Origin of the sequence: Blautia caecimuris (assembly GCF_024622975.1) — a bacterium.
Classification (GTDB): Bacteria; Bacillota; Clostridia; order Lachnospirales; family Lachnospiraceae; genus Blautia_A; species Blautia_A caecimuris.
Window position 1 is genome coordinate 1 of the sequence record NZ_JANJZT010000049.1, and the last position, 14,799, is coordinate 14,799.

8 protein-coding genes and 1 pseudogene are annotated in these 14,799 nt (G+C 36.7%); all 9 read left to right on the forward strand.

What is annotated here, in order from left to right:
- Window positions 1-70: 70 nt before the first annotated feature.
- A pseudogene (locus NSA57_RS18145) lies at window positions 71-211 on the forward strand (ABC transporter ATP-binding protein); the annotation flags it as partial.
- Between the two features lie 12 nt (window positions 212-223).
- Complete coding sequence (locus NSA57_RS18150; RefSeq protein ID WP_257465695.1) at window positions 224-2,248, forward strand: ABC transporter permease; 2,025 nt, start codon at window positions 224-226, stop codon at window positions 2,246-2,248.
- Window positions 2,249-2,411: 163 nt separating this feature from the next.
- Complete coding sequence (locus tag NSA57_RS18155; RefSeq protein ID WP_257465696.1) at window positions 2,412-4,793, forward strand: ABC transporter permease; 2,382 nt, start codon at window positions 2,412-2,414, stop codon at window positions 4,791-4,793.
- A 204-nt stretch (window positions 4,794-4,997) separates the two neighbouring features.
- On the forward strand, window positions 4,998-5,687 hold the full coding sequence (locus NSA57_RS18160; RefSeq protein ID WP_024852725.1) for a response regulator transcription factor: 690 nt from the start codon (window positions 4,998-5,000) through the stop codon (window positions 5,685-5,687).
- Window positions 5,684-6,715, forward strand: a complete 1,032-nt coding sequence (locus NSA57_RS18165) for a sensor histidine kinase (RefSeq protein ID WP_257465697.1) — start codon at window positions 5,684-5,686, stop codon at window positions 6,713-6,715. Before NSA57_RS18160 ends, NSA57_RS18165 begins: the two co-directional genes overlap by 4 nt.
- A gap of 119 nt (window positions 6,716-6,834) precedes the next feature.
- Entirely contained in the window at window positions 6,835-9,255 is a 2,421-nt protein-coding gene (locus NSA57_RS18170; RefSeq protein ID WP_257465698.1) for an ABC transporter permease, read from the forward strand.
- A gap of 33 nt (window positions 9,256-9,288) precedes the next feature.
- Window positions 9,289-11,946, forward strand: a complete 2,658-nt coding sequence (locus tag NSA57_RS18175) for an ABC transporter permease (protein ID WP_257465699.1) — start codon at window positions 9,289-9,291, stop codon at window positions 11,944-11,946.
- Window positions 11,947-12,070: 124 nt separating this feature from the next.
- The gene (locus NSA57_RS18180) at window positions 12,071-12,736 is read left to right on the forward strand and encodes an ABC transporter ATP-binding protein (RefSeq protein ID WP_257465700.1); all 666 of its coding nucleotides are present in this window, start codon (window positions 12,071-12,073) and stop codon (window positions 12,734-12,736) included.
- Window positions 12,737-13,083: 347 nt separating this feature from the next.
- Entirely contained in the window at window positions 13,084-14,733 is a 1,650-nt protein-coding gene (locus tag NSA57_RS18185; RefSeq protein WP_257465701.1) for an ABC transporter permease, read from the forward strand.
- Window positions 14,734-14,799: the final 66 nt, after the last annotated feature.

The window sequence follows — 14,799 nt, forward strand, 5'->3', positions numbered from 1 at the left end:
ATAAAATGGATGAAATCAGTGAAGAGGAAGCGGCATCCGTTTGATATAGCAATTATTTAATATTCGTTATACTAGTGCAGATGTTATGGGATTGATCAAACGGACCAGTTATGAGTTTCACCAGACGGTTGTAATGATTACACATAATAATGAGATCGCCCGACTTGCAGACCGGATTGTTCGTATTGAGGATGGAAAGATTGTAAGTTAGGGAGGAGATCATATGACATGGCCTTTTGAGAATGATACCAGTGCTATCACGAAAAAAATTGCTAAAAACGATATAGATAAAAACCGAGTTAAAAAGGTTTTCTCGCTTACTACGATAGTCTTTGCAACAGCACTACTCATGATGTTGATTATGTTTGAAAGCGGATATGAAACTACAAAAGATAGAATGGCAGAAGGGCAGCCACAAGTTGTTTTTTATGATCTTTCCCAGCAGCAAATTGAGTTGTTGTATTCAGAGGAAAATATCGAATCCATCAAAGTAACTGAAACAGAAAACGGGTACGATGCTTCAATTACCATTGTTGATGCCACAAAAATGACGCAATATGGTTTTTCTTCTGCGGTCGATAATATATCTTCAAAATATGACATTCATCATGTAACAAGAAACGACTTATTCATGGATAGTTTGCCCAACGGAGGACTATTAAATCAGAAAAACATGGTTCTTATGGGGGTGGCAATCTTCATTATAATTGTGAGTGCTTTAGTAATTTACAATGTTTTCTATTTATCTGTTGTAAATCAAGTGCGGCAATTTGGGCAGCTTCGTACTGTCGGAATGACACAGCAGCAAACAAAGAAAATCATCCGCTACGAAAGAAAAATTTTATGTAGAATTGGGGTTCCGATTGGTCTACTGATTGGCGGCCTTGCTGGATATTTGTTGCAACCTGATGGTTGGGATTGGATCGCTGCGGTATTCTGGGGGATAATCATTAGTCTTATCATCAATTTCGTTGTAAAAGTATCGTTAAATAGACCTACAAAAATAGCCCTCAGCATTTCCCCGATCCTTTCCAGCAAATATATGATGGAACGCTTTGATTGTAAGGTTACTAACAAAGAAAAACGAAAATTATCTTCTTTGGGGCTAGCAATCATAAGCATAACATCACACTGGAAAAGCATTTTAGTTTCTGTGCTTTCTTTGGGCCTAAGCGGGCTTTTATTCGTCTTAGCTGCGACATACACCGCTTCCATTGATCCAGAGTCTATTGTAAAGAAAGATGTCTACCAGTATGGACAATTTGTGATTGATACTACGGGTAAATACAGCGAGAAAGTTTCAGAAATTGAAAACTTCAAACAAAAGATAATGGAGTTTCCAAACATCAGCAATATAAAGCAAGTTGTTGAAACAGATATTAGTTGGGCAGGGAAAAATAGCACAGGCAAAGATCAACTTTCTATTATTACTGCTAATGACTTTGCTTCTATTCAGCAATTCAGCGAATCGGGCGATTTGGATTATCAACAGCTTGTTCAATCGAACCAGATCGTTGCTGTAAATGGTGTAGAAGGTATTTCTAAAGGCGATACAGTAGAAGTTACATTTGGGGATGGCACCAAAAAAACTTATACAGTGGGAGGCATATTAGATGGTGATCTGTATTCAAATACAGCAATTTATGGCGGTTGGTTTTTAATGCCCACTGAATTGATAGCAGAAAATTCGGTTTCTTTTAATGTTTCTATTAGGTTGATTGTAAAGGCAAATGATACCGAATTGGACACAATATCTTTAGAGAAATTAGTGGATATGTCAGATGGATTAACACTGACGACTATGCAGGAAGCGATTGCTTCAAAAGAAGCTACTATCAGGCAGGTAGGAATATCTATCATAGGAGTAACACTATTTTTGCTGCTTTTTAGTATCATCACTTTTGCAAGCACAATTATTACAAATATAGCAACAAAAAAGCGGGAATACGCTATGCTTCAATCCATCGGTATGACTTGGAAACAAACAGAAAAAATGGCACTATGCGAAAGTTGTGTACTGGCTGTAGGGAGCCTGATACTTACTCTGATATTGGGAATTATTTTAGGGCAGATATTGATAAAAGGCTTGATAAGTGTAGGGATTTTCTATTTGTCATATACATTTCCATTAACATTGTTTACTGTATATTGCATTGTGGTAGTTCTGATTATTTTGACGATTACTATTTCAGCTTTTTACAGTTTACAAAAAACTCCGTTGGTTGAGAGATTACGGATTATAGACTAAAGAAGTAGACCCGACTAATATAAAAATGTTCGAGCGTTGTAGCATTTTTTGCTGTACTTCTTATATTAGTGCAGGCACTTTACTCAATATACGCCATCCGTTCTATGCGGAAACAATCATTAGTAGAGCGAATTAAAATAACAGAATAAGGAGGTGGCAGGCTATGACTTGGCCTTTTGAAAATAATACAAATGGAATTGTCAAGAATCTGGCGAAGAGAAATTTAAAAAGCGAAAAACGAAGAAATATCATGGTAATAATATCAGTAGTTTTAGCCGCTTTTTTAATCAGTCTTTCTGGTTTGGTTGGAGTCTCACTGATGCAAACAGAAAAGAAGAAAGTGATAGATACTTACGAGGCAACTTATGTACAGGTTGATGAAGCACATATAGAAGAGTTAAAACAGGTACCGGAATTTGCACGTGTGGGAGAATACTATATGTACGGGAAGGAATCTTCTACACAGGGATTTAATGGCTTCTTTGCTTATGCTGATAAAGAAACCCTGTATATGGCACGTTCCCAGATGAAATTGGCAGATGGAGATTTACCGATAGAGAAAAATGAAATTGTAGTAAGTAAAGAATGGCTTTCTAAATTTTTCCCAGACTGCCATATAGGCGATTCTGTTACCTTGGATACGGAAAGTTTTTCAGGGGAGTATACTATTTCAGGCATTTTAGATACAACAGGGCAAGAAAAACAAAATATGTACTCTTTTCTTATCTCAAAAGAAATGCTGGAGCAGTGTAAGAAGTATGAACCTGACGGATTCTTTGCCTATGTACATCTGAAAAATGTAGATCAGTTAGACGGAGAACTTATTAAATCTTATGTTCAGAAGATCAAAGAGGAGTTACAGATACCTGGAGTCGGATTTCAGGATGCTTATTTCCGTTATATTGACGGAGACATTTCCATGGAGAATGTTTTGCTGCTTATGGCTTTTGCCGGTATTGTTTTGGTAGGCGGATGTGTTGTAATCCAAAGTATTTTCCGCATCTCCATTATTGATAAAATAAAAAGTTATGGACAGCTTCGGACTATTGGTGCTACCAAAAAGCAGATTATGCGTATTGTAAAAAAAGAAGGACACTCTTTGGGGTGGAAGGGGATGTCTATCGGGATTTTGCTTGGTTTAGGAGTGACACTCTTGTTGTTTCCTAGAGGTTTTTCTCTTTTAGGCTATCTTTTCGTGATTGGATGTACAGTATTGATCTGCTGGACAATGATTTGTCTGTCTATCCGAAAGCCAGTGAAATTAGCCGCAAATATTTCACCGGTTGAGGCAGTTCGTTTTACTTCGCCTCAGAAGAAGATAAAGAACCGAACAAAGAGAAAAAAGATTAGTCCTTGTTCTCTCGGAATGTTGAATTTTCGTAGAGATTGGAAGAAAACAGTCAGTATTATGTTCTCTCTAAGTTTGGGTGGGATTCTGCTTTTGGCTGTTAGTTCTTTGCTGATTCTGCAATCTCCAGAAAAACTGGCAAGACAGTATTTTAAAAATGGGGATTATAAGATTTATATGGATTCGGATAAGGAACATATAGATCTTCTCAAACAGGGAAATCCATTGAATGAAGAATTGAAACAGGAAATCCTGAATATTGATGGAGTGGAAGAAATTCTGGTCACAAGGAAATCAGCAGGTTTTGAAGCCACTTCTCATGGAATTACTGAGCATGGTACTTGTGATATGATCACCAAAGAAAATAGGGAACTTCTGGCACAGGCTATTGTAGAGGGAAGTATGCCTGATAACAATGGCATTTTATTGCCATACGAATATAGTGGTTTTGATGGGAAAGAAAAATTGGGAGAAACCATAGAGCTTTCATTAGGAGAGAAAACAATTCCTGTAACCATATCTGGTTTTTATAATCTGCAAAAAACTATTTTTGCCAGTGGACATGGTTCAATCGGAGTGGACGGACCAATGATGTTTTTGCCGGAAAAACTGTTTCAGGAGTTAATACCAGATGTAACTAATTTTGATTACTCCTGGGACATTGTCTGTGATTCGGATAAATCGGAAAAAGTGGGAAAAGCTTTGGAGAATCTTGTTGTTTCGCATACTGATACTGGTTTAGATACCTTTGAGGATCGAGTAGATAGTTTTGGGTATATGAATGTAGTATATGGCATAATGCAGGTGATTTCATGGTTCATCTTTTTGTTTGGTGTGATTAATCTTATCAATACAACACTTTCCAATCAATATTCGCGGAGACAAGAAAATAGCGTGCTGCGTTCGGTTGGGTTAGCTCCAAAACAATTGACACAAATGGCTGTATGGGAAGGAATGGGGTATGTAGTTAGCAGTATTTTGCTTATGCTTGCCATTGGGCTACCAATTACTCTTCTGGTATGGAGAAAATTTAGTATCAGTGCTTACGCTGGACGAATCCTTCCTTACGAATTTCCATGGTTGCAGATGGGAGTATATGTAGTAGTACTTGTGACAGTAGAGTTCATTTTGTCTGTTTGGACAATCCGCAGACAGAAAAAACAATCCCTGATTGAACAAATGCGGGCAATGGAATAAGAGAAAAATGCTTTTGCTGAAAAGTGTGGAACATTTTGGCAAAAGCATTTTTTTATGGAAAACATTTTTCCTGAAAGAAAATAGGATATAATCAATCTATGTTTTGAAATGATATTATCAGAAAAACTGTATTTAGGACATTTCTGTAACATTTGAGGTTTAAAATAGCGACAAGTTTAGAAGATGGGAAAGGAAGAATCTGGATTGAGGAAAATTTTAATTGTAGAAGATGATAAAGTACTAAATAAAACACTGGCTTATAATCTTACTGCGGATGGGTATGAAGTAACTTCTGCATACAGTTTTCTGGATGCAGTAGAACGATTGAAAGAGAGTGAATTTGATATCGCTCTGTTGGATATTAATCTGCCGGATGGGAACGGTCTGCATTTATGTGATGAAATCAGAGGAAGAGGGCAGCATACCTATATTATGTTTATCACAGCAAATGATAAAGAAGGCGATATGCTGAAAGGCTATGAAGCCGGATGCACAGATTATATTACAAAACCATTTTCGGTGATGGTTCTCTGTAAAAAGGTAGCTGCTGTTTTTGCAAATATGGAATTGCGGACACCAAAGCATGATGTATTTGAGGATGAAGTTTTGAAAATTGACTTTTCCGAGCAGAGTGCGGTTTTTGAAGGAAAGGTGATAGATTTTACACCAAAAGAATACCGTACCTTATTTTTATTTGTAAAAAATCCGCACATTATATTAACAAAGCGGCAACTGATTGAGAAACTGTGGGATATTGATGGGGATTTTGTAGATGAGCATACGCTTACTACTATCATCAGCCGAATCCGCAAGAAGATTGAAACAGATGAGCGAAAATATATTAAAACTGCTTATGGAATGGGGTATCAATGGATAGGCGGTGAATCACGATGAAATTACAGAATTTATCCACTAGAGCTTTTCTGCGGCTGATCGTGGGAGGTGCTTCTCTGACCTCGATTCTTTTGTTGTTCCTCCTTTATGCCTTCACAAAAGATATAAAGGTGATACTTGGCGGTTTCAGTGTGGTGATCCTTCTGTTTTTCTGGGGAGCAGTCTTTTTGCATTATTTTCAAAAGAAACTATCGGTATTTACAGATGGACTATGCCGAACATTAGATGAAATGATGGATAGTACCGTCCGTCCTCAGATAAATTATGAAGCGGAAACGCTGTTAGCACGCATCAGCCATCGCCTGGAAAGGCTATATCATGTGATGCAGGAAACCCGGCATAAAGTAGAAGAAGAAAAAGCAGAATTACAGTCTTTGGTATCTGATATTTCACATCAGACCAAAACACCGATAGCAAATCTGAAAATGCTCAATGACACGATGTTGACCAGAAGAATTACTGATGAGACACGTAAGGAATTTTTACATGCTACTGCCAGTCAGTTAGATAAATTGGACTTTTTGATTCAGGGAATGGTGAAAACATCACGATTGGAAACTGGTGTGATCACCTTGGAAAAGAAAGAAACAGCTATTGCGGATACACTTGTAGATGCGATAAATGGGGTTCTTGCTCCTATGGAAAGAAAGCATCTTCATTTATCCGTAAATTGTCCTGAAAATTTAACGGTTTCACATGACAGTCGCTGGACCTCAGAAGCATTGTTTAATCTTTTAGACAATGCAGTAAAATATACTCCAGAAGGCGGTGACATTCACGTAACAGTACAGGACTGGGAGATGTATTTGGAAATTGCCGTAATGGATACGGGAAGAGGCATTCCGGAAAGTGTCCAGGCAACCATTTTTAAACGATTTTATCGGGAAGAAGCTGTACATGATGTGGATGGGATTGGAATAGGATTGTACCTGGCACGTGAGATTATCACTATGCAAGGTGGCTACATTACAGTTGAATCAGAAGTGGGAAAAGGCTCAACTTTCTCTATATTTCTTCCTCAAAGATAATGAAACGGCGGTCTGTTTATTCGGACTGCCTTTTTTTGAAAAAATTTAGAAAAAAAGAATTTTAGGACATTTCTGCAACATTTGAGAGTTAAGATAATGGCGAAAGGGGGGCAATGACTATGACATTACCATTTGAGAATGATACTAGCGTAATAATCAGAAAATATGCAAAAAAAAGTATAAAAGAAAGTAAGAGCAAAACGATATTGTCCGTATTAACCATAATGCTATCTGTTGCATTACTATCAGGATTTATTCTTTCAGTGGTCGGAATGGCAACAGAAACCAAAAGAGGGTTGCAGACAACAAACCATGCAATTTATTACAATATCAATCATAAGCAAATTGAAGAATTGCGGCGAGACAGCAGAATTGCTGACTCAAGAATTTTTATTCAAGCTGGCAACACACAGGTTGACAATTATTTAGTAATTCCAGTTTACATTGAACAGAATGACAGTAATATTGCCGTAGAAGAAATCGTAGAGGGACAATACCCCATCGGTTTATATGATGTAGCTGTGGATAAAGCCTATTTATCACGATTAGGATTACCAGCTGAATTAGGAACTAAAATTACAGTTCCTTTTTATGATGGAAGTTCAGAAACTTTTACTGTCGTTGGTCTTACAGACAATGGATCAACAGAACGGACATATTCCTTATACTGTTCTGAAGAATACGCCCACACAGGCAAGCAATTTGAAACTTCTGTAACGGTGCTTACTGTTCAATTAGCAAATACTGCTCAAATGTCATCAGAGAATTTTAAGGAGATTGTTCAAAAAATCGGGACTGATTATGGTGTTACACCACAGCATTCTGATTATAACGATGGTTTTGCAGCCTCTCTTGAACCAAATCAAGAAAATATTATGATTATCAGTATTTTTTCGATTGCGGTTCTATTAGTAAGCTATTTGGTAATTTACAGCATTTTTTACATCTATGTTCAAAATCAGGTAAGAGAATTTGGACAGTTGAGAACAATGGGAGCTACAGCAAAGCAAATTAAAACGATTTTACGAACACAGGGAAAACTTCTTTGCATTTTAGGAACAATTTTAGGACTTATCATTGGTGGAACGGCGGCCTTTTTATTTAAACCTGACGGCTGGAGTTGTCAGAATACTGCATTAGTAAGTGTACTGACTTTTTGCATCGTATATGCAATGGTATGGCTGGCTGTAAGCAAACCTGCTAAAATTGCTGGAAGCGTATCTCCAATTGAAGCTGCAAAAAATACGGGGTATCAGTCTACACAGTTATACTCTAAAAAACTGCATAGAAAAATCACTCCGTTTTCAATGGCTGTTATGGGATGTTCACGCAATCGGCGTAAGTGGATAATGACCGTTCTTTCTTTAGGTGTAGCTGGGGTTATGTTTATGGGCGGTACAACATTAATATCCTCTTTGGATATGGAGCGTTTTTCACGACAGGGATTATTGGAATACGGAGAATTTGAAATTAACTTGTCCAGAAATGCAGTCCGTAATGATCCTCATGGAACAACAGGAGTTCAGCTTAACAATCCATTAAACGACGATCTCATTCGGAATATCGCACAGATTGAGGGCGTAAAAGAAGTTACAGAATATAAAACTTTAGAGGCAAAATTTGAATACAATAAGGCTTCCAGAAAGGATAAACTTGTTCCATTCACTTCTGAACAACAAAAAATTTTGAAACAGTATCTTTCTGCTGGCACGATAGATTATCAAGCTATGATCGAAAACAAGGAAATACTCGTGTTGCGTAATGAGTATGCAGAGTATGTTTTCGACTGGACGTTCCAAGTGGGTGATACCGTTAGATTCCGTTGGTTTGATGGGCAATCATATCAGGAAACAGAATACACCATAGCCGGTGAAATCAGCGATGACATATTTAAAGATCCAATAGGCGGAAAACTATTCGGAAAAACAGGATTTTTCCTATTGCCCGATCAGCTATTGCAGAAAATGGTCGTTCCTAACTTCAATTTCACTAGCCATCTTTTAGTCGGCATTAACAATTTTTCTCTAGAGCCAGAAGTCCGGGAGAAAATGAATGGCTTGGTAGAAACGATCCCTACTGTTACAATGGAAACACTGCATAACCTTTATCAGGATAGTGAAGCAATGTACCAACGTACAAGTCTTGTCATTTGGGGCTTGAGCGGCTTTATTATGTTGTTTGCAGTTATTAATTTGATTAACACATTGATTGCCACAACACTTTCCAGAAAGCATGAGTTTTCAACTTTGCGTTCGATTGGCATGGAAAAAAAGCAATTACAATGGACGATACAATGGGAGGGGATTTTACTGGCTTTTTGGAATATTGGTATCACATTGGCTGTAGGAACGCCTGTCGGTTATAGCATTGTCCGTTACTTAAATAGTGTGGGGGATGATACATGGGTATGGAAATTCCCTTTCATTTACATGGGAGCATATATTATAATTTCAATTTTTCTTCCACTAATAATTTCTGCGATTATTATTCGTATTTTGCAGCAAAAATCTATTGTGGAACAATTAAGGGAAACTACGTAAGGATTAAAATTATGCCGAAAGGAGTGAATGGCTATGACTTTACCATTTGAAAATGATACAAATGCAGTTGTCAAAAAACTTGCCAAACAAAATATTAAAGCAAATCACCGGACAGCACTTTCTATTATGTCTGCCATATTAATTGCAGCTACTTTTATGTGTACATTATGTTCTCTTGTGCAGAGTTATTGGAATCAGAGAGTGCAGCAGGAAATTTTTGATTCAGGGAATTGGGATGCACAGATATTAGAAGTTCAGGCAAATCAGATTGAACTTATCAAAAAGAATGAAAATATCAAAGACGTTATGGTAAAAGGAAATAACCAAACATTCCTATTATCGTTTAGAGAAAATGATCCTTATCTTTTAGTCCAAAATTGTGATGCAAAATATTGGGAATCCATGCATGAAAAAAATTTAATTATACATGGAAGAGTTCCAGAGGCTCCGGGTGAAATTGTTGTTGGGAAAAAATTTTTTGAGGATAATCCTTCCTTCAAAATCGGTGATACCGTTGATTTAGAATTAGGTGAACGGAGAAAAGATAATAGAATTGTTGATTTCCTGTCCCCACTTCAAGATGGGGAAGTATTTGTAAAAACAGATAATGTACAGTATACCATTGTTGGAGAAATTGATAGGACAGTTTCCAGTGCATATAATGGTTATCCTGCATATGGTTGGCTCAATCTGGAAGAAACGCCAAAAGATGCTAGTGTAGTTGTATATACCCAGACAAAGAATCCAAGGAAAATCTATGAAACAGTCCCTCAGATTGCACAGGCTATTGGTTTGGAACAAGATGAATATGGTGAATATCCATATCGTTATCATACAGCTCTGCTCGGAATGTATGGAATTTATGAGCCGGGGCACTTCTGGAGCAGCGATTTACCTAAACTTTTTCTTTCACTTTTGATAGTTGCTGTTGCTTCTATGACGGTATTTGCCTATATTATCCGCGGGGCCTTTTCCATTTCTGCTAAGCGAAAAATAAAGGAACTTGGAATATTAAAATCAATAGGTATGACGCCAAAACAGATACGGAAGCTAGTTAAATATGAAGCACGTTGGTTATCTTTTTTTCCAATTGTTATTTCTATAGGACTTGGTCATTTGCTTTCTTATGGAGTATTGACCGCATATTCCAAATTGACACGCGAAGTAACAGGAAATCAGATTTCAGTTTCTTTCTCACCATGGATTGCAATCATTTCAATAATGCTTTCTTTTTTAACAGTGCTCTTAGCAGCATCCGGACCTGCAAGACAAATGGGAAAAATACGTCCAATAGAAGCTATAAAGGAGAATTGGAACAATGTTTCTTTGGAAAAATCAGCAAAACATACCTTTTTAAAAAGGTGTTTTGGATTTTTGGGGAAAATCTCAGCTAACTCTCTTATCGCAAATAAGAAATTATTTCGGACCTGTACTGTAACATTATGTTTATGTATGGTACTCATGTTTAGTTTTCTGGCTGTTTTTTCTGTTTCAGATGTTAATAATACGAAAGCAGAACATGATAATCCTTTTGATATAAATATTACATTAGAATCTGGTCAGCGGATAGAACCGGCGCTTATTCAGAAATTAAAAGATCTTCCAGACGTGAAAGAACAGACAACTTATACGATGGCAATGTGTGCAAGTTGGCTTTCGGAGCAAGAATTGTCTAAAGAATTTCTTTCATATGGAGGATTTGATACGAAAGCAGCTGGAGAATATGTTGTTAAACGTGATGGCAGATATAGAATTCCTTGTACATTAATTGGTCTGGAACAGGATACTTATAATGCTTATCTAAAGAATGCAGGAATTTCCTCCCATAATTCCAGATCAGCTGTTATTGTTAATTCAGTTGCAAAGAATCCGGATGCTAGGGGTTATGAAGCAAAAAAAGAGCAGGTGTCATATCTGGATATAAAAGAAGGTCAGAGGTTACAATTAACGGAAAAGTTTTTAGACTCTGTTCAAGGAAATTATAGTTTTGATATTCAAATATCTTCTGTACTTACAGAGATGCCAGACATAGGTTTTAATGTTGCTTTTTATACTTTGCCTATTATTGTACCTATGGAAGAGTATTATGAGATTATAAAAAATTTTGGGGAAGATCGTGCAGTATATAATTATAGAACCTATATGAATCTTCGTACTGAGCAAGGGAAAGATGTTACAGTACAAAGTCGAGTGGATCAACTTTGTGGTGAATATTTGAGTAAGAATGATTTTTTTACTTCCAGTAAAACACAAAGAGCAGCTGATAGAGATAAACTGACAAATGCTACAATGTTAATTGTTTATAGTTTGACAGCACTTTTTGGGATTGTTGGTATTTCATCGGCAGTGGCAGCTATATTAAATAGTTTATATCAAAGAAAAAAGGAGTTTGCTATGTTGCGCTCTGTCGGTCTTGATAAAAAAGGGCTATGTCACTTACTTTATACAGAAGGATTTCTTCTTGTAATCAAACCTTTGTTAATAGGAATCTCAATATTAATTTTAGTCAGTACCATATTAATTTGGCTACAGGATATAACAGTTATAGAATTTCTTAAGGTTTTTCCGTTCTGGGGGGTAGTAGTATATATCATACTCACATTTGCCATCATCAGAGGAATCTATATGGTGGCATCCCGGAAAATTCGTAGGGATATTATTGTTGAAGTTTTAAAAGATGAAACCGTTTAGGATTATAAAAAATGAAATACATCAAATTAAAACATTTTTATGTAGTTTCATAGAGTTTTAGGACATTTCTGCAACATTTGCCCGTTACTATATACTCATCAAACAAAGAAAGGAAGTAGTGATTATGACAATTTTACAGACAAAGGATTTAAAGAAATATTATGGCACAGAACCTAATATAACTCGTGCTTTAGATGGTGTAAATTTTTCTGTTGAGCAGGGAGAATTTGTAGCAGTAGTAGGGACTTCAGGTTCCGGAAAATCCACGTTGCTTCACATGATGGGAGGATTGGATACTCCAACATCAGGAAGTGTAGTTGTGGCAGGGAAGGAGCTGGCTAAAATGAATGATGAACAACTTACTATTTTTCGCAGGAGGAATATCGGGTTTATCTTCCAAAATTACAATCTGGTTCCGATTTTAAATGTTTATGAAAACATTGTCCTTCCGGTAGAGTTAGATGGAGATACCGTAGATCAGAAATTTATGGATGAAGTTGTTACTATGCTGGGATTGGAAGATAAGCTGAAAAGTATGCCCAATAATCTTTCCGGTGGTCAGCAGCAGAGAGTGGCGATTGCAAGAGCATTGGTTGCTAAGCCTGCAATTGTGCTGGCCGATGAACCTACAGGTAACCTTGACTCTAAAACCAGTGCGGATGTTTTGGGACTGCTTCAGAGAACCAGTAGAGAGTTCGATCAAACGTTAGTAATGATTACACATAACAATGCTATTGCGCAGCTTGCTGATCGTATTGTGAGGATTGAAGATGGAAAAATTGCAGGATAGGGGTTGATTTATATGACGCTGCCTTTTGAAAATGATACAAAAACCATAATAAAGCGTATTTCGAGCAGGAATATATCAGCGAGTCGAAAAAGAAATATCTTTATTATTATTACGATTGCACTTGCGAGTACATTATTATCTGCAATTACCCTTTATGGATTTGGAATTACACAGAAAACAAAAAATCTAAATAAAAAACAGCACAGATTGTATATCATGCAATTTCAGAAAAAGAGGGTTCGGAATTATACAAAGAAAAAGAGATTGCGTGGATTGGAGAATTTTTCAATGCATTTTCGGAAGAAATAAACCATTCAACCGTAAATTTTACTTACGCAAATGCAGATATGCTAAAATCTCAAAGTATGCCTTATTCGGGAAAGTTACCAACTGCGGAAGATGAAATTGTAGTACAGGAATCTTTTTTGGACAGCTTGGGGTATTCAACTGAATTAGGACAGACAATTAAAATACCATTTTCTGACGGGATGAATCATGATTTCAGGTTGACAGGAATCTTAAATGTTAAAACCGGAGATATTGGACGATATACAGCTATTATATCGAAAGAATTAGTGAAACAACAGTATGGAAATAATACAGTTATAGATTATTACCTTGGATTAAAAGACGCTCAAAACATGAGCGAAGAAGATGCTACGGAATATGCAGACACTCTTGCAAAACAATTACACATCCCCGATGATAATGTGATTGTTCGCTCCACTTATTTTAATGTGAAGAGCGAAAATTCTGGAAGTGAAATGCTATTTTATTTCGTGATTGGATTTGTAACCTTTATTGGCTCCGGCATTGTGATCTATTCCATTTTTTATATTTCCGTTGCAAGCAATATACGTAACTATGGGCAGCTTCGCACGATTGGAACAACGAAACGGCAGATTAAAAAAATGGTTTACCGAGAAGGGAAGTTACTTGCTGCTGCTGGTATTTCCATTGGTTTGATTATAGGTAATGTAATCGGATATTTTCTGATTCCGGAAGGCTGGTACTGGCTGACTTCCTTATGTGTGACGATTGCGTGTGGGCTCTTTGCTTTTACAATGGTAATGCTCTTTATTCATACTCCTGTAAAAAAGGCTGCCGCAGTATCTCCAATGGAGGCTCTTCGATATTCGGATTATAAAGGAAAGTCGAAAGAAAGTTCGGCGCTGTACCGAAAAATAACGCCTGCATCACTTGCTAAAATGAATTTGTCCAGGCAAAAAACTAAATCTATATTAACCATATTTTCACTCGCATTTGGAGGCGTGTTAGTTGTATTGATTTCAACGATATTAGTTTCCTATGATGGAGTTGCAGAAGCGCGTGGGGAGGAGTTTTCAAAAGGCGAATTTAATATTAACCTTAATGCTAATCAATCCTTTGATACTGCAAAAGTTTCGTTGACTAAATTACAACAAAAAAATATGCTGAATGACAATTTTGTGAAAACAATCGAAGCTATCGATGGTGTTACCGGAATCAAGCGATGGTATTATACGGACGCAGAATATCGTGTAAATGGAATTTCAGAAGATTGGATTCAGGGATTTAGTCAAGATGAACAATCTGATTTAGAAAAAAATCTCATAAAAGGAACCGCTGATTATGATGAATTGATTGCGGACAATGGAATTATCCTATTACAAGAACGTGCAGATCTCAATGGAATGGATGTTGCTTTAGGTGATACAGTAGAAGTTGATTACGAAAATGTATCCGGTGATATTATGACGAAAACTTATACTGTGAAAGGAATAGTAAGCGATTATAATTATACGGGATTCGATAAATGTTTTACTCTCCCGGAACAACTTATAAATGAGGGAACCGGGATGGATTGCACAGGTACTATTTCCGTAATTACAGACAATGATAAATTCGACACCATTGAAACTTCATTAAATCAGCTGATAGATAAAAACAGTGATTTGGTTATGGATACCATAGAAGAAAGCGTAAATTATTATAATAGAAATCAGCAACTAGTATAACGAATATTAAATAATTGCTATATCAAACGGATGCCGCTTCCTCTTCACTGATTTCATCCATTTTAT